This is a genomic window from Flavobacterium sp. LC2016-12 (genome assembly GCF_015351595.1).
Taxonomy (GTDB): Bacteria; Bacteroidota; Bacteroidia; order Flavobacteriales; family Flavobacteriaceae; genus Flavobacterium.
The window spans coordinates 111406-136040 of sequence record NZ_JADKPT010000001.1; the positions used below are offsets into that span (position 1 = coordinate 111406).

Annotated in this window: 17 protein-coding genes; 10 read left to right on the plus strand and 7 right to left on the minus strand. The window is 33.3% G+C overall.

What is annotated here, in order from left to right; genetic code table 11:
- Positions 1 to 6: 6 nt before the first annotated feature.
- From IRZ99_RS00500 to IRZ99_RS00515, 4 genes are all read right to left on the minus strand, one after another.
- Positions 7 to 996, minus strand: coding sequence for a c-type cytochrome (locus IRZ99_RS00500; RefSeq protein ID WP_194655411.1), 990 nt, complete (start codon positions 994 to 996; stop codon positions 7 to 9).
- A 22-nt stretch (positions 997 to 1018) separates the two neighbouring features.
- Positions 1019 to 2428 (minus strand): aryl-sulfate sulfotransferase, encoded by a 1410-nt coding sequence (locus IRZ99_RS00505; protein WP_194655412.1) that lies wholly within the window; start codon positions 2426 to 2428, stop codon positions 1019 to 1021.
- A gap of 98 nt (positions 2429 to 2526) precedes the next feature.
- The gene (locus IRZ99_RS00510) at positions 2527 to 4038 is read right to left on the minus strand and encodes a RagB/SusD family nutrient uptake outer membrane protein (protein WP_194655413.1); all 1512 of its coding nucleotides are present in this window, start codon (positions 4036 to 4038) and stop codon (positions 2527 to 2529) included.
- Positions 4039 to 4069: 31 nt separating this feature from the next.
- A complete protein-coding gene (locus IRZ99_RS00515) occupies positions 4070 to 7168 on the minus strand; it encodes a TonB-dependent receptor (protein WP_194655414.1) in 3099 nt (1032 codons plus the stop codon).
- 697 nt (positions 7169 to 7865) lie between these two features.
- On the opposite strand from IRZ99_RS00515, the gene IRZ99_RS00520 reads away from it, so the two are divergent.
- On the plus strand, positions 7866 to 8504 hold the full coding sequence (locus tag IRZ99_RS00520) for a carbohydrate-binding family 9-like protein (RefSeq protein ID WP_194655415.1): 639 nt from the start codon (positions 7866 to 7868) through the stop codon (positions 8502 to 8504).
- Positions 8505 to 8609: 105 nt separating this feature from the next.
- Here IRZ99_RS00520 and IRZ99_RS00525 read toward each other — a convergent pair whose 3' ends face one another.
- A complete protein-coding gene (locus IRZ99_RS00525; protein ID WP_194655416.1) occupies positions 8610 to 9650 on the minus strand; it encodes a LacI family DNA-binding transcriptional regulator in 1041 nt (346 codons plus the stop codon).
- Positions 9651 to 9882: 232 nt separating this feature from the next.
- Here IRZ99_RS00525 and IRZ99_RS21280 point away from each other — a divergent pair, with 232 nt between their 5' ends.
- The 7 genes from IRZ99_RS21280 (at position 9883) to yidC (ending at position 19960) form a co-directional block, all read left to right on the plus strand.
- Positions 9883 to 10974 carry a galactokinase family protein gene (locus IRZ99_RS21280; RefSeq protein WP_194655417.1) on the plus strand — a complete coding sequence of 364 codons (1092 nt, stop codon included), beginning with the start codon at positions 9883 to 9885 and terminating at the stop codon, positions 10972 to 10974.
- A gap of 9 nt (positions 10975 to 10983) precedes the next feature.
- Complete coding sequence (locus IRZ99_RS00535) at positions 10984 to 11859, plus strand: sugar phosphate nucleotidyltransferase (protein WP_194655418.1); 876 nt, start codon at positions 10984 to 10986, stop codon at positions 11857 to 11859.
- Between the two features lie 182 nt (positions 11860 to 12041).
- Positions 12042 to 13415 carry a sugar MFS transporter gene (locus IRZ99_RS00540; protein WP_194655419.1) on the plus strand — a complete coding sequence of 458 codons (1374 nt, stop codon included), beginning with the start codon at positions 12042 to 12044 and terminating at the stop codon, positions 13413 to 13415.
- Between the two features lie 34 nt (positions 13416 to 13449).
- Entirely contained in the window at positions 13450 to 15378 is a 1929-nt protein-coding gene (nagB, locus tag IRZ99_RS00545; protein WP_194655420.1) for a glucosamine-6-phosphate deaminase, read from the plus strand.
- A gap of 218 nt (positions 15379 to 15596) precedes the next feature.
- Complete coding sequence (locus IRZ99_RS00550) at positions 15597 to 15830, plus strand: DUF3820 family protein (protein WP_194655421.1); 234 nt, start codon at positions 15597 to 15599, stop codon at positions 15828 to 15830.
- A 522-nt stretch (positions 15831 to 16352) separates the two neighbouring features.
- Positions 16353 to 17966 carry a CTP synthase gene (locus IRZ99_RS00555; RefSeq protein WP_194655422.1) on the plus strand — a complete coding sequence of 538 codons (1614 nt, stop codon included), beginning with the start codon at positions 16353 to 16355 and terminating at the stop codon, positions 17964 to 17966.
- Positions 17967 to 18049: 83 nt separating this feature from the next.
- Entirely contained in the window at positions 18050 to 19960 is a 1911-nt protein-coding gene (yidC, locus tag IRZ99_RS00560) for a membrane protein insertase YidC (RefSeq protein ID WP_194655423.1), read from the plus strand.
- A 40-nt stretch (positions 19961 to 20000) separates the two neighbouring features.
- Here the strand turns inward: yidC and IRZ99_RS00565 are convergent, their stop codons facing one another.
- Positions 20001 to 20978 (minus strand): fasciclin domain-containing protein, encoded by a 978-nt coding sequence (locus tag IRZ99_RS00565; protein WP_194655424.1) that lies wholly within the window; start codon positions 20976 to 20978, stop codon positions 20001 to 20003.
- 308 nt (positions 20979 to 21286) lie between these two features.
- Between IRZ99_RS00565 and IRZ99_RS00570 the strand changes: the two genes are divergently transcribed.
- Together IRZ99_RS00570 and IRZ99_RS00575 are read left to right on the plus strand one after the other, a co-directional pair.
- Positions 21287 to 21991 carry a toxin-antitoxin system YwqK family antitoxin gene (locus tag IRZ99_RS00570; RefSeq protein WP_194655425.1) on the plus strand — a complete coding sequence of 235 codons (705 nt, stop codon included), beginning with the start codon at positions 21287 to 21289 and terminating at the stop codon, positions 21989 to 21991.
- A gap of 128 nt (positions 21992 to 22119) precedes the next feature.
- Positions 22120 to 22677: a DUF4956 domain-containing protein gene (locus IRZ99_RS00575; RefSeq protein ID WP_194655426.1), complete on the plus strand. Its 558-nt coding sequence runs from the start codon at positions 22120 to 22122 to the stop codon at positions 22675 to 22677.
- Here the strand turns inward: IRZ99_RS00575 and IRZ99_RS00580 are convergent, their stop codons facing one another.
- The gene (locus IRZ99_RS00580; RefSeq protein WP_194655427.1) at positions 22678 to 24567 is read right to left on the minus strand and encodes a PEP/pyruvate-binding domain-containing protein; all 1890 of its coding nucleotides are present in this window, start codon (positions 24565 to 24567) and stop codon (positions 22678 to 22680) included. It lies immediately after the preceding gene.
- Positions 24568 to 24635 lie beyond the last annotated feature (68 nt).

A 24635-nucleotide genomic window follows, 5' to 3' on the forward strand; every position in this document is an offset into this window, starting at 1 on the left:
AAAAAGTTAGTAAACTGCTTTCCATCCATTTTTTTTCCAGTAAGCAATAATGGGTTTGTAAGGCCCGTATTTGTGTTGTTCTTCGGTAAAATTGTCCTGAAAAGGACTATGAGAGTAATCAATGGGTTTGCCCATTTTATTTGGATAATCAAATGTTTTTGGATTTGGTCTCGGATGGATAGCGTCATCATTTACGAAGGCAGCAATATCTAATGCTTGTTGATCTGTTAGATAAGGTTTTCCAATAGTCACTTTATCAAAAGGCATATTGCTTTTTAACCATTGTGCCTGTTTGATAACACGGTGCATGCTCGAACCAGGTTGGTAGCCGTATTCTCCCCAAAGAGGTGGATAGGTATACCCCGATTTGTCAGCATTGTAGACTCCTTCGCCATTATTTCCGTGGCAACGGGCACAATTTTCAACAAACAACTCTTTTCCTCTTTCCGGACTTGCAGCAACATCTGGGAATTCTATTTCTAAGTTTTTAGCACCTTTAAAATCTCCGTCTTTCGGAACAAATTTGCTGATCCATTTGAAATAGGATAAAAAGGCAACCATTTCGTCACTGTCAAGCGGAAGCGGTTTTCCTGAATGAGGGCGCATAATACAATTATTTACACGTTCGGCAAGTGTAAGTACTTTATTTTCACGGCCGCGGTATTGTGGATAATTGTCATGGGAAGACATTAAATTGAAAGCATGAGGTTTTGTACCCGCATCCTGATGACAATTGGTGCAATTCATTTTATTTCCTAAATATTTTCCTTTGACCCCATTTGGTCCAATATAATAGGCTGTTTTCATCATTAATTCTCTTCCATAACGAACCGATTCTCCAAATTGATCGTCCGGAATTTTCGAAGTATCAATGGTAATATAGGCCTCATCTTCAGCTGTTTTTTCTGCCAAAGGTTGAGAATTTGAAGTATTGCAGGAATTGAAAACAACAATTGGCAATGCCGAAAAGATACCAATAAGAATTATTTTTTTCATGTCTAAAATTTTTAATCAATTATTAATTCAGAAGAAATGGTTTCATATTTTCTTCAGGAATAAACTGCGTACGGTAAGGAGGAATTTCAGATTCTAAAGCCCAAAGTAAAACTCCTTTTTTATTCGTTAAAACCGTTATATGTCTTTTTGAACAGCAAACTAAAATGGCGTCCTTATCAATCATATAAGCACTTCCCATTCTGTCGTTGTAAATGTCTTTTGGCAAATTGATGTGGAAATCCAATTTTACCGTTTTGACTTTTTCATCAACTTTCAAAGCAAAAACAGAAGATTGTTTCTTATCCACTCCATTATCAAAGAACATTAAACTTCCATCTTCGTTAATGTGCGCGGCATGCGCCTGAGAGAAATTACTATCTGCAGCCATTTTCATGTTACCATCTTTTCCTAATTTCCAGATTACTTTTCCTGTTTTTGAATCTACTTTCCAAATTTGACCGTTGTTGTAGAATGAAATTAGAAAGTTTCCGTCTGTGTCGTAATTAAGACTGTTGGCGTGCGTCCAGTCTTTTTTTGTTTTTAGTAATGCTTTATCTTTTAACGGATCCAAATCATCAAAAACGCTCCATTTCCAGAGTTGTTTTCCTTTTTTATCCAGGATCAAAATTCCGTCTCCGTTTATGGTGTCGTTCTTTTTTCCTCCAATGGAAGTTAAATCCATTATTTTTTGATCTACGGTTATCGTAACAATTTCGTTAGCCGATTTTTTGATGATTTCATGGTGAATAACCTGTTTTAAATCGCCTTGACCTTTTTTGATATGTGTTAACGTGTCACCCTGTAGATTGATTTCCAGAATTTCACTTCCGTAACTTGTTGGCTCATCATTTTTTCCCAGAATGGAAATGATTGTTTGGTCTTTTGTAAAATGAGCTACCTTAAACCCAGTGCCTTCAACAGTATGATACCATCTTAAGTTGCCTTTGTAATCAACAATATATGCAACTCCCGGTGTTTCTCTTTTTGCTAAAAGCATAAAACCTTTTTTGAAATTTGCTGGTAAAAGTTCCGGTTTTGGACAATTTGCTTTGAATTGATTTTGAAGCCATTCCGGTAAACTTCTTGATTTAAAATTATAGATTTTACTACTGTCTTTTTGCTGCCCCTGAACGGTAACCAATTGAAAACTATAATTGGTTTCAGGAGTAATATTGCAAAGTACTAAAGAGTGGGAGAGACCTGTTTTTGAAATAGGAGAACTTATCTTGCTTTTAATTCCTTTTTTATCAGACCAATATTCGGCATATACCTGAACATTGTCACTCGTAGTAACATCGATTTGAATCTTCAATTCGTTGTTGCTATGTGTCCCAATATTGATATTTGTGATACGCGCCTGATTTTTAGAACAACTTGCCAATGCAAGTAATACCAAAATAAAACTCCCTTTTACTATTATTTTTTTGATCATCTTAAGGTTCTTTAATGAAACAGCAAAGTACTTATTTTGTTTAAAAATCAAGAATAGACAGACCATTTTAACTGTCTATTCTTGATTGGACTTCTTTTTTATTGTCTATCGGCGTTACTTAAATTTGGATTAAGATCGACCTGACTTTGTGGATAAGTGTAAAATTTATTTTGTGGCATTTTTACTAATGCAGCTTCACCAACTCTTAAGTGATAAGCATTTACCAGAACATCATATTTACCCATTCTAATTAAATCGGCGCGACGTTTTCCTTCGTAGAAAAGTTCCCATCCTCTTTCTTGTAAAATTGCATCTCTTAAAGTAGATTGATTGTAATCTGCTAAAACCAATAATTTTGCATGTGATCTTCCTTTAACCTTATTAATAAGATCTATAGCTTCGGTTGTTGGACCACTGATTTCGTTTATTGCTTCAGCTCTGCTTAATAATACATCTGCATAACGAAGAATGTTTACACTATGACCATCATAATAAGTAGTGGTTTCGTCATCAGCATATTTTCTTGTTGCTACATCTGGCATGTAAAATTCACCTGCTGGTGGCTCAGCTCCTAGTGCTGGTGCTTGTTTATGTAGTAAGTTATCCACTCCCATAAATTCAGGAAAGAAACATTGTTTTCTTTCATCTTCATCACCAAAAGTATTGTAGAAATCCCAGTTTACGGTATAATACTGCCATCTGTTTTGAACAACAGGATGATCTACCGGACCAAAGTGGTTTAACAATTCTGTTCCATTTGTATTGGCATCACTAAGTGAAGAAAATATATTCTCGTTACACCATTTATTACTTTCTTTAAATAATCCTAAATAAGAAGGGAAAAGACTATATTCGTTAAGGTTCATTACCTGTTGTGTAAGGGTAACTACTTTTTGCCAGTCATGACTGCGCAAGTATAATTTTGCCATTAAAGTAAGCGCAGCTCCTTTTGTAGCACGACCAACATCATTACTGCCGTAAATAGCATTTTCTCTATAATTAGCTGGTAAAATAGTAGCCGCTTCGGTCAAGTCTTTTACTAGGAAGGCATCAATTTCTTCTACAGATGTTGGTGCTGTCTGTTCTAAATATTTTGGATTTGCTAAGTTATCTTCCGTCATTAAAATAACCGGACCCCAAGAGTCAGTTAAATCCATGTAAGCAGAGGCTCTTAAAAATTTGGCTTCAGCAATAAATTGTGCTTTTTCAACTTCTGAAATTGAAGACATCTTTCCGATGTAGTAAATAGCAGTATTGGCATTGGAAATTAATTTATACATAGCATTCCAATCTTCTAAAAGCAAACCATTTGTAGAACTCCATGCCCCTAAAGATAATTGTCCGGGATCACCTCCATATTGACAATGACCCAGATCTGTTGCAATATCTGTTAATGCAAAATGTCGGGTTGCCCAGTACGAAAAGTTATCTCCAACAGAAGGGCCTTTTAATCTGCCGTAAATAGAGTTAACGGCAGCAATAGCATCTGATTTGGTTTGATATCCATTCGTAGTAGTCAAACTGCTGTATACTGTAGGATCCAGGTCCTCATTGCAGGAGTATTGTAAACCTGCAGCAAGTAAAAGCAATAGTATTGTATATTTTTTCATTTTGATAAATTTAATGTTATTGAAAAAGCTATTAATGAATTGCTATTTTGATTCCTAATATAAACGTTCTCGAAGCAGGGAAAGAGTTGAAATCAATTCCTCCACCAAGGTTTTGTGCTGTGGCACTATTTGTATGTCCATTTATTTCAGGATCATTTCCAGAATAATCTGTAATTGTCAATAAATTTTGACCGATAGCATATAATCTTATACTGTCAATAAACTTGGTCGGTGCTAAAAGACTTTCCGGGATAGAATATCCGATTGATAAATTTTTAAGACGTATGTAAGATGCATCTTCAACAAATTTTGAATTTACATAACTTCCATATGAACTTTTGTAATAGCCATCTCTTGGGATATCAGTGTTTTCATTTGTACCTGCAACCCAACGATTCAACGCATCTGTACTTGTACTTGATTCTCCAACCATTTTTGTCATATTGTAGACAGAGTAATCAAGAGCACCTTGGAAAAAGAGATTCACATCAAAATTTCCGAATCTAAAATCATTATTAAGACCAACAATGTAATGTGGTGTAGAATTTCCTAAATAGGTTCTATCATTAGCTGTAATCGCACCATCACCATCTAAATCTTCATATTTAGGATCTCCTGGTTTAGATAAAGGTTGTGGGGCATAAACTTCACCAGTTTTGACTACTCCGGCATATTTAAATCCGTATAGTACACTCATTTCCTTTCCAGGTTCTAATCTTGTAAATTCACGACCAGAAACAGTACCACTTGGATTAGAAGTGTTGTAACTGATTATTTTAACATTCTCTGCTAATGAAACTACTTCTTGTTTATTATAAGCAAGATTTAAAGATGTTCTCCAGTAGAATTTGTCATTTTTGAAATTTTCACTACTTATACCAAATTCAATTCCTTTATTATCAACTGTACCCGAGTTAAGTGTTTGGGTACCAAATCCCCACCATCCTCCAACAGGCACATTCAAAAGCGCATCCGTTGTTCTCTTTTTGTATACATCAATTGTAGCGGTAAGTCTGTCGTTGAAGAATCCCATATCTAAACCAATATTGGCTTGAGCTTGTTCTTCCCATTTTAAATCAGGATTAGATAAATTGTTAGGTTCAGTACCTCCAACAAAAGAACCATCAGAAATAGTAACATTCCAAGGAGAAAGATTAGACATGTATAGATAGTCTGGAATTCCATCATTACCTGTAATACCATAACTAACTCTTAATTTTAGTTCTGAAAGAGCCTCTACATTTTGCATAAATGCTTCTTTAGAGATTCTCCACGCTACAGCTCCAGATGGAAATGTACCGTATTTGTTATTTGGACCAAAACGAGAAGATCCATCACGTCTAATTGTAAATGAAGCTAAATATTTGTCATCAAAAGAATAAGCTAACCTTCCAAAATACGAAGTAAGTTTTGTTTCCGTTTTCTGAGTTTCAGGTCTTAAATAAACAGAAGCGCTTTCAAGTTTGTAATAAGTTAAGATATCATTAGAGAAACCAGAACCAGAAGCTTTCATTCTTTCATACGTATCTTTTTGGTTTGATGTTCCAATCATTGCTGTAAATGAATGTTGCTCTTTTATATTAAACTTATATGTTAGATATTGTTCCGTACTCCATCTAAAATAAGTTTTGTTCTCTTCAGATCCTGTACCATTTAATGCTGCTCCTGCAACAAGAGTTCGTGGTGTATATTTTCCCTGAATGTTTTCCTGCCACTCAGCTCCTGCACCAAAATGATAAGTTAAACCTTTAATAATTTCATAATCCATAAACATGTTTCCATTTACAAGGCGGTTAATGGTATGATCTGTTGGCTCTAATAAAAGGGCTAAAGCATTATCTTTTCCTTGGTATTTGTAGTAAGAACCATCAGCATTATAAATAGGAATTGCTGGTGGAGCTGTTTGGATAGAAAACATTGGCGATAAAATATTGTCACCAAAATCACTATTATGGCCTTCGCTTGCAGCACCGTATACATTCGCACCTACAGTTACTTTGTCAGTGAATTTTTTCTCAGATCCAATACGAACACTATATCTTGTAAAATCTGTGTTTTCGATTGCTCCGGTTTGCTTTAAATAATTTCCGGATAAGAAAAATTTAGATGTTTTATCGCTTCCGCTAAAGGTTAGCGTTCTGTTTAAAACTTCTCCCGGACGTGTTGCAGCCTCGAACCAATTTGTATTAGCAATTGGGAAACTCGATGGAAAAACAGCAGGTCTGCCATTTTCTGTAGCAATCGCATTTTGAATAGAAGCATATTGCTGTCCCGTTAATAAGGATGGTTCCTGAATAATGTTTTGGAAACCGTCTGAGATTTCGCCTTCAATCTGCATTTTGCCCGACTTTCCTTTTTTGGTAGTAATCATAATAACTCCATTTCCACCTCTTGAACCGTAAATTGCAGTAGAAGCAGCATCTTTAAGAATCTGAATACTTTCAATATCATTTGGACTAATAGATGCTCCTGTACTTGTAATAAATCCGTCGACTACATACAATGGTGCGTTCGATGTTGTAATTGAGTTTCCTCCTCTAATAACTATAGTAGGAGTAGTTCCCGGCGCATAACTGTTTTGCTGTACTTGAACTCCCGAAGCACGACCTTGCAAAGCCTGACCAACGTTAGAAACTGTACCACCTAAATTTAAGTTGTCTTTACCAACTGAAGCTACAGCACCTGTAATGTCTTTTTTCTTTGCTTTTCCGTATCCAATAACGACTTCTTCTAATTTTTGTCCTGCTTCTTTCATGACAATTTTTAGCGGAGCACCTGTTATTGTCACTTCCTGATCTTCCATACCAATGTAAGTCACAATAAGTTTGGTCGCATTATCTGGTACAGTAATAGCGAAACTTCCGTCAACATCTGTTTGAACACCTGTTTTAGTGCCCTTTACTGTTACGTTTACACCAGGTAAAGGAAGGCCATTTTGATCTGTTATTGTCCCTTTTACCGTTTTTTCAAAAAACAACACCGTATTGTTTTTGTGTGATGTAGTTATTGTCGAAGCAGCCGAAGCTTGAAATGTGAAAACTAACAACGAAAGAACGGTTAGTTTGATTTCTTTTCTGGATAAATTGTTAATCCGAAAATCTCTTGGCTTTTTTTGGGTTAATAATTTCATACTTAAAATTGGGTTTGGTTAATGTTTAATTGTTTTTTCTTGATTGTAAGTTTTAGACTTCTTTTTTTGATTCAGGAATTCATTTTTGCTTTTCTACTGGACTATTTTCTTTTTGAAATATTCAGTTCATTTTTCGATCTCAAAACGAGTTATTTTATGCATTTTCTCTTTTTTGAACTGCTGAAATTGCTTTAAATTTTAACGATTTAACTTCGTTTTAAGATTAATGTCTGACGAAACTATAGATTATATTTTTATAAAACAAGAAAAAGAACAAAAAATGTGCTCGAACACACAAAAAAAATGTTCTCGAGCACATAAAATTGTGTGAAACGTTTTTTTTGACTTAAAATGATGTGATTTTTACAATTATCTTTGGATATAAATGGACTTCTTTATTTGGGCTTATTTAATGCGAATTTGATGTTTACATGAATAATAAATGATGTTTTTGCAAAATCTTATGAATTTCGCAATGACGATATTAATTAGATAGTAATTAAACAGTATTTTCTTATTGTTTTATTTAACAGAAAAAATGCTTTTATCGAAGTTTTATTTAAAATTTGCTTAACACTTTTTACTCCCAATTTTTGAAGTATATTGGTGCTTCGGAAAAGGAGTTAAAATCAAGCCAGATTTTTGCCATTTCAATTTTTTAAAAAATAGAAAATTAACAAATTTAAAATACCGAACTGTGAAAGAATATCAAGTTGTTTTAATAGATAAATATCAAAAAAGAAATGCAGAAATTTTAGATGCTTCTTTATGGGAAAAAGCAAATTGTTTAACTGATTTTTCTTCTCCATGGAAAAATGTTCCCGTTTCGAAAATTGAATTTCGTGCGCTTTACGATTTGGATAATTTGTATTTTAATTTTCGGGTTTTTGATGCTGATATTTATATCGACAAGAAAGATGATAGTGTAGATAGTATTGGAAACTCAGATCGTGTCGAATTATTTTTCAGAACTAACGATTCTTTAAATCCATATTATTGTCTTGAAATGGACACTGCGGCAAGAATAATGGATTTTGAAGCGAAACCAAATAAAGTTTTTGATTTCAATTGGAATTGGCCAAAGGAAGATTTAGAAGTAAAAGCTTCAAAAAAAGAAAATTCTTTTACTGTTGAGGGAAAAATTAGTTTGGCTTCTTTAAATGCTTTAAATTTAATTCAGGGTAATTGTATTGAAACAGGAGTTTTTAGAGCGAAATTCTCTAAAGATGAAAATCAAAACTATCAACCAACCTGGATTTCATGGGTTAATCCAAATACGCCTGAACCTAATTTTCATATAGCTTCTTCTTTTGGTAAATTTATTTTGATGAAGTAACTTGCAACAAAGGCGTAAAGTAGCAAAGTTTTTTAACTTGACTGCTTTACGCCTTTGTGTGTAATTTTTGATGTTGAGGAAAAAAGTTAGTTTAGAATAGTCTAGCTAGTTTACATAAAAAGAAGCGTTCTCCACATTAATAATATCAATTGGTAGTAAAATTGTTTCCGGAATTTCTTTTCGGAATAAAAAATGATCTACTAAAGTACTGACTCCTAAATAAGCTTGTCTTTTTTGATTTTGGTGAATTAAAAAATGAACCAACCCCTGATTTAAAAAATTTACATTTTTCTCAATTAGATCATAACCAATAAGTGCAATTTTTTTATCTTTTAAAGGAGATAAAAAGGAGGCAATTTGATAGGCTTTTGAAGTAGTAATGAAAATACCGCTTAAATTTGGATTTTCTTCCAGAAATGCAGGCAGCTTAGTTTCAATATTTGAATATTTTAATTTTAATGTAGTTAAAGAAAAATCAGATAATTTTTTTTCTTCAAAATAATTCCTGAAGCCTTTTTCTTTTTCCTGCATGTGCACTGCATTTTTTAGACTTTCATCAATATGAATAATGGCAATTTGGCCTTTGTCTAAAATCAGGTTCATTAAACTGGCTGCAACACGTCCGCTTTTGTATAAATCTTGCCCGACAAAACTTTTAATAGAGGAAGATTCAACCTGGTTATTAAAAGTGTTAACTATAATTTCTAGTTCGTCATATTGCTTAATAATTTCAATAGTTTCTTTATGGAATAAGGGTGCGATCAAAACAGCATCAGGTGACTTATCGATTATTTTTTCATTAGTACTTAAAAACGATTTAGTACTTTCAGGATTGAAAAAATAGGTTTCTATTACAATACTATAAGCTTTGAATTCTGTTATTGCATCCTGAATTCCAGTAACACACGGGAACCAGTATGGGTCAATTTCCGGATCAGGCATTAAAACACAGATGCGATAAACTTTTGTGTTCTTTAAATTTCGGGCAATTAAGTTAGGCTCGTAATTAATGACGTTTAAAACTTCGTTAATCTTTTCGAGTGCAGTAGGAGAAACCTTTCCTCTTTTATGCAAAACACGATCGACAGTTCCTTTAGAAACTCCTGCCATTTTTGCAATATCCTTAATTGTGTACTTTTTATCCATATAAGCAAATATAGAAACTTTGTTTTAATTAATGTAAATTTTTTTCGAAGAATTAACAAGTGTGCTCGAGAACATTATTTTAGTGTGTTCGAGCACATTTTTTGTTTTTTTCTTGTTTTATAGAAATATAATATATAGTTTCGTAGAATCAAAACCGAAATTGTAAAATAAATTCATAACCAAATTTCATTGTAAGTATTTAATTTACAATGTTTTAATATAAAATTTTAAAGTGATAAAAATTACTTCATTAGCTCCGGGTCGAACATGTCTCTTTGGAGATCATCAGGATTATTTAGGACTACCTGTTATAGCCTGCGCTATAAATCGAAACATAAAATTAGTTGCCGAAGAAAATCAAACCAAAACGTTTGTTCTTAATATGATCGATATTAATGAAAAACGCGTGATAGATATTGATGCAACTTTTGAAAAATTGGACCCTCGGGATTATTTTGCCTCATCGCTGCGCGTTTTACGCAGACATGGCTGTATACCAAAAGTGGGGTACGATATTACTGTTACGGGAGATATTCCAATTAATTCAGGAACATCGAGTTCGTCAGCTTTATTGATGGCCTGGATTCAGTTTTTAATTACCGCCTTTGGAGTTGATGACGAAGTAACACCCGAGTTTATTGCTAAAATAGGATATGCTTCTGAAGTTTTAGAACACGGAGAGCCAGGCGGAATGATGGATCATTTTAGTATTGGAGTAGGTAATATTGTGTATATTAATACAAAAGATCCTTTTTCGTATAAAATTATCGGAACTAATTTAAAAGGCTTAATTACAGGAGTTTCGGGTGTTCCTAAAGAAACGATTGGGCTAATTGGTGAATTGAAAGGGAATGCTTTGATGGCAATTGATATGGTAAAACAGCATTTTCCAGCTTTTGATTTGAATACTTCTGAAATTGGAGATATTGATCGTTATCGAAATTGTTTGCCAGATAGACTAATTCCGTTTTTTGAAGCAGCTTTAAAAAATTACCATTATACAAAAGAAGCATTAAAAGAATTCGAAAAACCAGTTTTAGATCTTAAAAGAATTGGAGAATTAATGAATCAGCATCATGAAGTTTTACGTGATTTGTTAAAAATTACAGTTCCGCGAATTGATGATATGATAAATGCGGCCTTGGAAGCTGGTGCCTATGGAGCTAAAATTGTAGGTTCTGGCGGCGGCGGAAGTATAGTTGTAATTGCAGATCCTGCAAAAGAAGCGGCTGTAATCGACGCGATTTTGAAAGCCGGAGCACAGGAGGCTTATAGCGTTACCGTTGATCCGGGTGTGAGAATTATTGAAAATATTGAAATTTAAAAAAGAAATATGCACAACAATTTAGTTATTCTTGCGGGCGGAGCATCTTCCCGTATGAAAAAGGAAGCCATTTTAGATAATTTATCGCCAGAAGAAATTGCACAAGCCAATGAAAGAAGTAAAGGTTTGATTGGAGTAGGAGCAAGCGGAAGACCTTTGTTGGATTATCTTCTATTGAATGCAAAAAAAGCGGGGTATACAAACATCTACATAATTATAGGAGAACAAGGCGAGTTGTTTAAGGAATTTTATGGAAACCAGAATGAAAATAACAATTTTCACGGGCTTACTATTTCTTTTGCCGTTCAATATATTCCTGAAGGCAGAGTGAAGCCTTTTGGTACCGCTGATGCCTTGTTTCAGGCAGTAGAACAATTTCCGGAATTAAATACGCAGGAGTATTCAGTTTGCAACAGTGATAATTTGTATTCGGCGAAAGCCTTATTGGCGTTAAGAGAAACACAAAGTCCAAATGCTTTTATAAGTTATGATCGCGATGCTTTAGAATTTCCTTCTGAAAGAATTTCGCGTTTTGCTATCGCCAAATTAGATCAGAATAATCAATTATTGGACATTTTAGAGAAGCCTACAGCAGACGATTTGGAGCATTATAAGGATGTTGATGGAAAAATAAGAGTGAGTATGAATGCTTTTAAATTTAATGGAAGCACTTTGTATACACATCTTAAAAATTGTCCTGTAAATCCGGAAAGAGATGAAAAAGAATTGCCGACAGTGCTTTTAAATTCGGTTAAAGCAAATCCGAATACAACATTAGGTATTCCTTTTTCTGAGCACGTCCCGGATTTAACGGCTAAAGAAGATATTGCCGATGTAAAAGAATATCTAAAGAAACATTATCCGGTTTTAGACTGGAATGTTTAACAAATATTAACACAAAATTGATATTTAAAGTAGTTACGGGTAGCGCATGTTACTTAATTTTTGTTTTACTTTGCAAAAAAAACGCAACAAAGCGTATTTTAATTGCGAAATTGTCGCAAAAGTGTTGGTGCTATTTTAGATGGATAAAAGTATAATCTATTAACACTCAACCAAAAAGTATTATGTCAAACATTGAAAGTATCATACAAGTAGAAAAAAGGAGTGCAATTCTTCCGATGGTTATCCTGACCGCATTGTTTTTTATTCTCGGATTTGTAACCTGGTTAAACGGTCCTTTAATTCCATTTTTTGAGTTAGCTTGCGAGCTTTCTTCTTCACAGGCTTACTTTGTAACTTTTGCCTTTTATATTGCTTATTTTGTAATGGCAATTCCATCATCATGGGTGATCGAAAAAGTGGGATACAAAAACGGTATCTCTTTAGGATTGCTAATCATTGCATTTGGCGCATTCATGTTTTATCCTGCTGCAGGAAGCCGTACGTTTTTACTGTTCTTAATAGCACTTTTTGTTATGGGAACGGGCTTAGCAATTTTACAAACGGCTGCGAATCCTTATGTAGTAGTTATTGGTCCAAGAGAAAGTGCAGCAGCCAGAATAAGTGTTTTAGGAATCGCTAATAAACTTGCCGGTTTTGTGGCGCCAATTATATTGACAGCATTGGTTTTGTCTAATATGCAGGAATTTACAGCCGATAAAATTGCGATGCTGGATTCAGTTTCAAAAGCAAATGCTTTAAATTCTCTTGCATTACAATTACAAAGACCTTATCTTTATATGGGATTGATTATTACGGTTTTAGCTTTGTTAGTTAAGCTTTCTCCACTCCCGGAAATTGATTTGGATGAAGAAGGGAATATTTCAAATTTGAGTATTTTCAAACAAATTAAAAATGCATTCAGACGTCCTCAATTGGTTTTGGGAGTGATCACTTTAATGTTGTATTTAGCTGCGGAAGTTTTGGCTGGAGATTCAATTGGAGGCTTCGGAAAACAATTAGGAGTGTATGGAGATGAAGGAAATTTTTATCTAAAGTTAACTTCTTTCACCATGTCAGCTATGGTTGTGGGATATATACTAGGGATAACGTTGATTCCAAAATATCTTTCACAGGTTACGGCTTTAAAAGGTTCTGGAATTTTAGGAATCATTTTGGTTTTAGCAATTGTTATTATTTCACCTAAATTAATGATTCAATTACCTGGAATTCCAAATTTGCCAATTGTAATTCTTTTAGTAGCATTACTTGGTTTGGCAAATGCACTTTGCTGGCCGGCAATTTGGCCAATGGCTCTTGAAGATTTAGGAGGATATACTAAGATTGGAAGTGCCATTTTGATTATGGGAATTATTGGAGGAGCTATTTTTCCTTTATTATATGGATTGATTACAGAAACTATAAATACATCAAATATTGCAGCAGGAACTCAGGAGGTTTCAAGAAGCGGAAATCAGCTTGCCTATTTAATGTTGTTGCCATCTTATATAATGATTCTTTTCTATGCAGTAAAAGGTCATAAATACCGAAAATGGTAGAATAAACACGAGAAATTAAAAAAAAAACTATATCATGTTAAAAAGTAAAATCGACAAAGCAACAGGATTCGAAAAACGATTCGAAAACATCAACACGGTTGTTTTTGAAAATTCTTCTGATGCTTCAAAAGCAGTTGCTCAGGAAATTGCGGCTTTAATTCAATCCAAACAAAAAGAGAATCAACCATGTATTTTAGGTCTTGCAACTGGTTCTTCTCCAAAAGGATTGTATGCTGAATTAGTTCGTTTGCATAAAGAAGAGGGATTGAGTTTTAAGAACGTAATCAGTTTCAATCTGGATGAATATTATCCGATGGAGCCAAACTCAATCAACAGTTATGTTCGTTTTATGAAAGAATTACTGTTTGATCATGTCGATATTTTACCTGAAAATGCCCACGTTCCGGACGGACTTTTAACAAAAGAACAAATTGCAGATTATTGCCATGATTATGAAGCTAAAATTGAAGCTTTAGGCGGAATCGATTTGCAGATTTTAGGAATTGGAGGAAACGGACATATCGGTTTTAACGAATCTGGTTCGCTTCAAAACTCTAAAACGCGTTTAGTCGCTTTGGATCATATTACAAGAGTTGCGGCAAGCAAAGATTTCTTCGGATTAAGTAATACACCAAGAACGGCAATAACGCTTGGTGTCAAAAAAATCATGGAGGCAAAACAAGTTATTTTGATGGCTTGGGGAGAAGGGAAATCAAACATTGTAAAAAAATCGGTAGAAGATGAAGTGACGAATCGAGTACCAGCTTCATTTTTACAGGAACACAATAACGCCGTTTTTATTTTAGATAAGGAAGCTTCTTCAAAGTTAACCAGAATTAACAAACCTTGGTTGGTAGAAAAAGTAATCTGGACAGATAAATTAATTAGAAAAGCGGTTTTAGGATTGGCGCTTCAGCTTAAAAAACCAATTTTAATGTTAACTGATGCTGATTATATCGAAAACGGAATGAGCGATTTATTGGCAGATTCTGGCCCGGCTTACGATATCAATATTAAAATCTTTAATAAACTTCAAAATACAATCACGGGCTGGCCAGGAGGAAAGCCAAATGCCGATGATTCTAATCGTCCGGAAAGAGCTGAACCGGCTAAAAAACGTGTATTGATTTTCAGTCCACACCCTGATGATGATATTATTAGTATGGGAGGAACGTTCATGCGTTTGCAGGAGCAAGGGCATGAAGTTCATGTTGCGTATCAAACTTCAGGAAATATCGCTGTAGCGGATGATGAAGCATTACGTTTTGCAAGATTCGTGATTGATTACAATGAGAAATTCGGAATCAAAAGTGCTCAGGCAGATGATATTTACCAAAAAGCGGCGACTTTCTTAACCAATAAAAAGAACAGCGAAATTGATATTCCGGAAGTGCGTTATATCAAAGGATTGATCAGGAAAGGAGAAGCGAGAGCAACAAGTCATTTTGTTGGATTGACAGACGATCAGATTCATTTTATGGAATTACCATTTTATGAAACAGGAACAATTGAGAAAAAACCACTTGGAAAAGAAGATATTCAATTGACAATGGATTTGATTGAAAAAATCAAACCACATCAAATCTATGCAGCGGGAGATTTAGCAGATCCACACGGAACACATAAAGTATGTCTGGATGCTATTTTTGAAGCCGTAAAAGCCTTGAAACCAAAATCATTCATGGATGATTGCTGGTTATGGTTGTACAGAGGAGCATGGCAGGAATGGGGAATTGACGAAGTGGAGATGGCAGTACCAATGAGCCCGGATCAGGTTTTGGCAAAACGTCACGGAATCTTCAAGCACCAGTCTCAAAAAGATGGTGTAGTTTTTCAAGGAACTGATGCCAGAGAGTTTTGGCAAAGAGCCGAAGACCGCAATGCAGAAACAGCAGCGTTATACCAACAATTAGGTTTGGCCACATATGCTGCTATGGAGGCTTTTGTGAGATGGCACTACTAAGTTGCTAAGGTTCTGAGATGCTATCCCGAGACTTCGGGACTAAGTTTTTATATTCGCCACGAATTCACGAATTGATTTAAATATAATTCGTGAATTCGTGGCGAAATCTTTTTAATCTGTAGCAAAAAAATAAAAAATTAGAATAGCTTTGCAATAATTAGAAGCAAGAAAGAGAATAAATCTATATTCTTTTCTCTTGCTTCTTTCTTCTTTAAAAAATGGAACAAGACAAAAAACTTCTCATAAAATTAGCTCATACCAAAATGCCTTTCGGGAAATACGAAGGTCGTTTTTTAATTGATTTACCTGAATATTACGTGGTTTGGTATCATAATAAAGGTTTTCCCAATGGAGAATTAGGACAGCAATTGCAGCTTATTTACGAATTAAAATTAAATGGTTTAGAAGAATTAATTCGAAATATTAAAAAGCAATATCCAAAAACCAATTAAATAGTAGGAAAAATCTTTGGTGGTTTAATTTTTTTTATTTAAGTTTGATGTATATAATATTATAATTTTTAAAAACTAATTGATACCACAGAATTCAAGACTGAATTTGTAAATGTGTACAAGTCAATATTTTGAAATTATAATAGACATAAAAAATATTATAATTTTTAAAAACAAATTGGCACCACAGAATTCAAGACTGAATTTATAAATGTGTACAGGTCGATGTTTTAAAATTATAATATTTTTTTTTGCTTAAACTTTCCTGTGAAAATATAATTTTAGGTAGAAAGTAAAATGACTTTGCAATTATTATTAAATTAGAGAGTGATAATTAGTGTCAATTTAAATACATTCTTCAAAAATAATCCTAATAAATCCTTAAAATTATCGATTACAAAACCAAGTAATCGATCTAATTAAAATTTTGCAAATTATCTCATTCTCTTATTGACAAATTATCTAATTAAATTTGTACTTTTGCCAAGTTTTTTACACAACTACAATACAAACAACAACAGAATGAATCAAACAAAATATATTTTTGTTACAGGCGGTGTGACTTCTTCATTAGGAAAAGGAATTATCGCGGCATCTTTAGCAAAATTGTTACAAGGAAGAGGATACCGTACAACTATTCAAAAATTTGACCCGTATATCAATGTAGACCCGGGAACATTAAATCCGTACGAACATGGTGAGTGTTATGTAACGGATGATGGTGCTGAAACGGATTTAGATTTAGGTCACTACGAGCGTTTCTTGAACGTTCCTACTTCTCAGGCGAATAACGTTACTACAGGAAGAGTTTATCTTTCAGTTATTGAAAAAGAAAGAAGAGGGGAATTTTTAGGTAAAACAGTTCAGGTTGTTCCTCATATTACAAACGAAATCAAAGACAGAATGCAATTGCTGGGTAAATCTGGTGATTATGATATTGTTATTACTGAAATTGGTGGAACAGTTGGTGATATTGAGTCTTTACCATATATAGAGTCTGTTCGTCAGTTGGTTTGGGAATTGGGTGAAAATAACGGAATCGTTATTCATTTAACTTTGGTTCCTTATTTGGCTGCTGCGGGAGAGTTGAAAACAAAACCGACACAACACTCTGTAAAAACATTGATGGAAAGCGGTATTAAAGCAGATATTTTGGTTTGTAGAACTGAGCATGAATTGTCTCAGGAATTACGCAACAAATTGGCTTTGTTTTGTAATGTTAAGAAAGAAGCTGTTATTCAATCAATTGATGCTTCAACAATATATGAAGTTCCAAATTTGATGCTTGAAGAAGGATTAGATGTTGTGGCTTTGAAAAAATTAGATTTGCCTAAAAAAGCCGCTCCGGATTTAAAAACGTGGAATACTTTTTTACGCAGATTGAAAAATCCAAAACATACTGTAAATATTGGTTTGATTGGAAAATATGTAGAAATGCAGGATTGTTACAAATCTATTTTAGAGGCGTTTATTCATGCAGGTGCTGCTAATGAAACTAAAGTTAATGTGATTTCTATACATTCAGAGCATATTAATATTGATAATGTCGCAGAGAAATTAGGACCTCTTGATGGTGTTTTAGTTGCTCCTGGTTTTGGTGAAAGAGGTATTGAAGGAAAAATTGAAGCGGTTCGTTTTGCACGTGAAAATAATATTCCGTTTTTCGGAATTTGCTTAGGAATGCAAATGTCTGTTATCGAATATTCAAGAAATATTTTAGGTTACAAAGAAGCAAATTCTACAGAGATGAATGATAAAACAAAACATCCTGTGGTGAATTTGATGGAAGAGCAAAAAACAATTACTGACAAAGGTGGAACAATGCGTCTTGGAGCTTGGAAATGTGATATTAAACCAAACTCATTGGCACATAAAATCTACGGTCAAAAAACGATTTCAGAGCGTCACCGTCACCGTTATGAATATAATAATAAATATAAAGACGAATTACAGAAAGCTGGTTTAATTGCTTCTGGAATAAATCCTGATACTGGTTTAGTAGAAATTATAGAACTTGAGAATCACCCATTTTTTATTGGGGTACAATACCATCCTGAATACAAAAGTACGGTTGCAAATCCGCACCCAATTTTCGTAAACTTTGTGGCTGCTGCAGTTAATGCACATAAAAAATAATAATTAATATTCTAAAAAGGATGTAACGTTTGAGTCTAACTCATTACTAATAACCTTTAACGGATAACTTTTTTAAATTTATAATGGAAGAAAAAAAATTTGACCTTAATTCAATCATTGGTTTTGTATTGATATTTGGAATTTTGATTTGGATTATGTACCAAAATCAGCCTTCTGATAAGGAAATTGCTGCTGAAAAAGCCAAGAAAGAATTAGTTGCTAAGCAAGAAGCTCAGGCTAAAGCTGATAAAACTAAAACAGCTATTTTACCTGTTGCTGCTGCAACACCTGGTGATACGGTTCAATTAGCAAAATTGCAACAAACTTTAGGTGGTTTTGCTTATTCAGCTACACTTCCTTCTGCAAAAGAAGGTTTTACAACTATTGAAAACGAAAAGATGATACTGAAAATCGCCAATAAAGGTGGTTACATAGTTGAAGCTAAGTTGAAAGAATTCAAAAGATTTGAGAAAAACTCCGGGCAGTTAATAGAATTAATTAGAGACAATAATTCGAATCTAAACATTCAGTTACAAACTACAGATAACAGAACTTTAAATTCTAAGGATTTATATTTTGAACCAACGTTGACTAAAAACGGAGCAGATCAAATCTTAACAATGCGTTTGAAAGCGGGTGCAAACGAATTTTTAGAATATAAATACATCTTAAAAGCAAATGACTACTTAGTTGGTTTTGATATTCGTTCCCAAGGATTGAATAAAGTCTTAAATTCTTCTAAACCATTAGATTTACAATGGGATTTGAAAAGTTACAGAAACGAAAAAAGTGTTTCTATTGAAAAGAGATATGCTCTGTTAGAATATGAATATGGTGATGAAAAATATAACTATTTAAATACAGGTGTAGGAAAAGAAGATACTCCGGAAAAAGTAAGCTATATAGCTTTTAAACAGCACTTTTTTACTGCTATTTTAGCGACAGACAAACCATTCGAAAAATCTAAGCTGCAATCTGATGATTTAGTTAAAGACGAGGTTATCGATACAACATTTGTGAAGCAGTTTAGAGCAACAGTTCCTTTAGCTTTTTCTAATGGGGAAGTTGATTATAAGATGCACTGGTATTTTGGACCGGCTGATTACAAAACTTTAAAATCATACGATAAAAACTTCGAAAAAATTATTCCGTTAGGTTGGGGAATTTTTGGATGGATTAATAAATGGATTTTCATTCCGTTATTCGGATTCTTAAGTTCAACAATTGGATTGTCATTAGGAATTGCAATTATCATCTTTACGATTATTATCAAATTGGCGATGTCGCCAATTACATATAAATCATTCTTGTCACAGGCTAAAATGAAAGTTTTACGTCCTGAAATTACAGAGTTGGGAGAAAAGTTTAAAAAAGACCCAATGAAGAAACAACAAGAAACAATGAAATTGTATAACAAAGCAGGAGTAAACCCAATGGCAGGATGTATCCCGGCATTGATTCAGCTTCCTTTTATGTATGCATCATTCCAGTTCTTTCCGTCAGCTTTTGAGTTAAGACAAAAAAGTTTCCTTTGGGCAGACGATTTATCATCTTTTGATGCAGTAGTACAATTACCATTCAATATTCCATTATATGGAAGTCATATTAGTTTGTTCCCAATTTTGGCAGCAATTGCGATTTTCTTTTACATGAAAATGACATCTGGAGATCAGCAAATGGCAGCTCCTCAGCAAGAAGGTATGCCGGATATGGCAAAAATGATGAAAATCATGATTTATGTTTCGCCATTAATGATGTTGATTTTCTTCAATAGTTATGGTGCTGGTTTGAGTTTGTATAACTTTATTTCGAACTTAATTACAATCGGAATTATGTTTGTAATCAAAAACTATATTGTTGATACAGATAAAATTCATGCTCAAATTCAGGAGAACAAATTAAAAGAGCCTAAAAAACAAAGCAAGTTTCAGCAACGTCTTCAGGAAGTTATGGAGCAACAAGAGGCTGCAAAAGGTCAAAATAAAAAGAAATAATAATATTAAAAAGCCGTCTAATTAGACGGCTTTTTTTTAATTAAAAATCAGGTAAAAGAACTTTGTCTATTACATGAATAATTCCATTTGAACATTGCACATCTGTAGCTACTATATTGCTTACTCTACTACTTGCATCAGTGATTGTCGCACCGCCAGTTAAGCCAATTGTAAAATTCTGACCAGCAAAGGTGCTTACAACTTGTCCATTTGTTAATGAAGTTGACTGCACATTAGCTCCTGCAACAACATGATATTTTAAAGTGGTCTCTAAAACATTAGCTGGAATAGCAGCAAGTCCGGAAAATCCAGTTTCAGTTAAGAAACTTGTAAAAGCCGCATTTGTGGGAGCAAAAACGGTAAACGGTGAATTAGCTGTTCCGGATAGTATTCCTGCAAAACCAGATGAAGGATTGAAAGTTAAAGCAGCAACAAGGGTAGTGAAGTTTTTATTGGCTACCGCATGATTAACAATAGTAGGTAATCCGATAACACCGTCAACTATATGAATAATTCCGTTTGATGCTTCAACATCTGCAGTAGTGACTGTTGCTCCACCATTTGTTTTTCCACCATTGATATCGACACCAGAGCCTTTTTCAAGATACATACTTATGGTATTTGAAGATGAAGCACTTCCTTTTGCTAAAGTCTTTACATATCCCGTGGCAATTTCTGTCGATTTTACTTTCGTAATTAAAACATGATTTAATAATATTTCTTTTAGAGCGGGAACAGGAACTGCATTTAAATTAGCATAACCATTGGCAGTTAAAAATGCACTAAAAGCGGTATTAGTAGGTGCGAAAACGGTATAAGAACCGGAAGAATTTAGTGTGGTTGCCAAATCAGCTTTTTCAAGAGCTGCAACCAAAGAGGTTAGATTAGGATTTGCTTTCGCAATAGAGACGATCGTTTGGGGTTGTTGAGATGAATCATCATCATCATTGTTACATGAAATACTGACGAAAGCAATTAATGCCAATAAAGCAATTAATTTAATTTTGATTGTTTTCATAATATTGATTTTTTGTTTGTTACTGCTAAGTTATTTATTTTGTTTAACAATTTTACAAAAACATTAAACAATTATTTATTTTAATATTAATTTAACTTTTTTGTTTAATGGTTTTAATGTGTTGGTTTTCAGTGTTTTTTTTATTGTTTTGTGGGTTTTTTTTGTACTTCCTTGTTTTTTTATGAGTCAGAAAAGTTAAACAGAATTTAAACTTGATTTTAATTAAAAAAAGCGAAATTAATGTTGAAATGATCCTACTTTTGTAAATACTAAAAAATAATTTTTGCTGTTATATAGAAAAACGAATTATGAGAAAATTTTGGATTTTATTGTTAATAAGCGCTTCCGCCTTTTCACAAGATTTCAACAAACTTGATACTAATGGAAAAAAAGACGGAGTCTGGAAAGGGACTTACGAACTTTCAAAACGTCCCCGTTATGAAGGAACTTTTAGTCATGGAAAAGAAACGGGAGTATTTAAATTTTTTGATGATACTAAAAAAGGAGATATTGTTGCAACACGTGATTTTACTTCTAATGACGGAAGCTCGTACACTATTTTTTACGATCAGAATAAAAATAAAGTAAGTGAGGGAAAAGAAGTGGGTAAATCGCGTGAAGGCGAATGGAAGTATTACCATAAAGCTTCGAAAGTAGTTATGACACTAGAAAATTATAAAAACGGAAAGCTGGACGGCGTAAGATCAGTTTTTTATCCGGATTCTAAAATTGCCGAAGAATTGACATACAAGAATGGTTTAAAAGAAGGAACATATAAAAAATACGGTCAAAACGCATTACTTTTAGAGCAAAGTACCTATAAAAATAATGAATATAACGGAGAAGCTGTTTTTTACGATTCTGATGGAGTGATGGCTTCTAAAGGAAAATTTTTGAATGGAAAGAAAGTTGGAATGTGGCAGTTTTACTTAAAAGGGAAGTTAACCAAAGAAGTAAATATGAGCGATCCAAAAAGCAATTATAAAGCCGATTCAAAACCAAAGATGGAATAATAGTTATTGAAACTGCTCGAGTAAAATTATTTTTTTGCCACGAATTCACGAATTTTTAAATCAATAATAAAATTCGTGAATTTGTGGCAAACTTTTTTCTAAATTTGATTTGCTAATACTTTGATTAAATGGATTTAAACGAGCTTATCGGAAGATTTTTATTATTGTTTTTTTCAATTTTGATTTTATATTTTTTCTCTAACAGAAAGGATAACGAAACCATAAATCCGCTGATGGTAATTGTTGGTCTTTGTACTTTTTCGCTTTGCTATTTATTTACCAAAATAGAAATTGGAGTAGGGATTGGTTTCGGGTTATTTGCTATATTTTCAATTTTAAGATTCAGAACACAGTCTTTTACTGTAAATGCTATTATTTTCCTCTTTGCAACCATCACGCTTTCCATTTTAGATATTATGTATCCGTATGAAAAGATTGAAGTATTATTGTTCTTTCAAATAATTATTATCGGATTTTACATTTTAGCTTCCATTTTAGTAAATAAAAAAGCTTCTAAATATTTGAATATTGTTGATGTGAAAATTCCATTGGAAGGTGATTTTTCACTAGACAATAAAAGAATTCGTCAATCGATTCAACAAAAAATTAATGTTGACGATTTCGAGTTCAAAATTATCCTGATCAATACAGTTTCGAATGAAATAGATTTACAGGTTTTTTATTGATTATTCATTGAAAGGGCGAACCTGCTTAATATATAAATCCCGATTTTCTCCAACAATTTTAAATTCTATATCAACTGGATTTAATCTGTTTTTTTTCCAATATCGATTCATTAGAGTTTCTATTTTTTGGCAGATAAGATTCAATCGAATTGTTTCTTTTTTACTTAGCAAAGGCTCATTATTGTTCAGATTAGAATTTGATGTATAATCAACATTGAACTCTTCGTCTTTAGTTTGAGATGGCAAATAATAAGCAGTAAATTGTTCGCAGATTTCTCCTTTTTCAGGTTTAACAACTGAGTTTTCTCCTTTTTGAATATTAACAGTAATACCAGGGAAATTTTTTCTGAAGATGTTTTGGGTTATAATTACACCATTGGCTATTTCATCAGGAAAAGAGCGATGGACCAATACTCCCATAGCGATACTTTGTTGATCGATCTCAAAAAGTTCTCTTTCATTATAAGAGCCTTCATCCCAGACACTCGCCCAAACTTGTTTTATTGCCTTTTCGAAAGTTTTTGTACTATCACCTAAAATCCCTGTTTTAGAATCGTAAAGTCCAGCTCCATTAAAATCATCTAAATCTTCAGCATTGGTAGAGGATCTGAATCTGAAATTTTTAAAAGCAGCATTTTTAAAGGTCTGATTTAGTTTAGTGATTAATTCAGGATCAATTGGTTCTTTTTTAATAACATCACGAATTTTCTTTAATTGATGATTAATCCACACTGTAGAATCTTTGTGCTGATTAGCCAGAAGTTCATTTATTAAAGTTGAAATTGATTTTTTTTGAATGTGCTGCGTATAGTAATAAAACGGTATAGCATGTGCGTTTTCAGGAGTCTTAAAAGAGAGATCTTTGGTGATATCTTTCGAAATCGCAATCAGATAAGACATGTTTTGCGCTTTGGAACCGATAAAATTGACACCTTTTTTTGGAATCGTATTCAAATCGATCAAATCTGTAACGCTATTGTCAACAACCAATTGCTTCTTTTTTGAAACACTTTTTTGCGCTATTTTTTTACTGGTTTCCTTGATGTAAAAAGTATCAATTTCTATTTTTAATTCTACCTTTTTTGAAATCAATCTTTTGATGTTGTTGTCAGTAAAAACAGTCGTATAAGCCATAATAGGAATCTTTCTGTTTTTTCCTAAAAGTACCAAATGGCTTAATGGAGTTTGAAGTTCATTGACAATAATTCCTCTTACATCGGGTAAAATGTCGGGTGTTCCATTCAAAATTATGATTTCATCAGGGCTTGGTCGCATATTCTCTAAATCCTTTATTTTGTATTGTTTGAGGATACCAATAGTACTTCCTGGAACAACTTCCTGATAGGTGACGTCATTAAATATGTAATTTGATTTGACACATGGAATTTTGAATTTATTTTCCACAAACCACTCCATTTTTTCAGGACTATTCAGGTAGAACTTTAAATTTGAACCAATGAAACTGGATTTTAAAACTAAATTGTAAAAGTTCTCAATCAGCGGAATTGGCATACGATCTGAAGCTGCCAGTTCAAAAATCCATTTTTCCGTTCCTTTGATATGATTGAGATTTCCCAATAGATAATTTCTGCTTTTTTCGGTATCGCTATAATTATCTTTATTAAAAGTTTCTACTTCTTGGTCATAGCTTAAATAGTTGGTTACAAAATCATAATGATGGGAAATTAAAGTACTATTGAAATAATACATTTTTTTAGTTTTCAGATCATAAACAATTTTTACCGATTCGATATTGGAGAATTTATCCGATAAGGGTTTGCCTTTAAATGCTTTATACACTTCATAATTGGCCAAAGTAGCGCTGTAGTTTTGTGCGCTTAAAGTGGTTATAGTGAAGAGAAGGATAAAAGTGTAAACAAATTTTCGCATGACATTTTTATTGATGAATAAAAGTAATTAAAAAAAACGATAGGTTTTATCTACTGTGGGATTACATA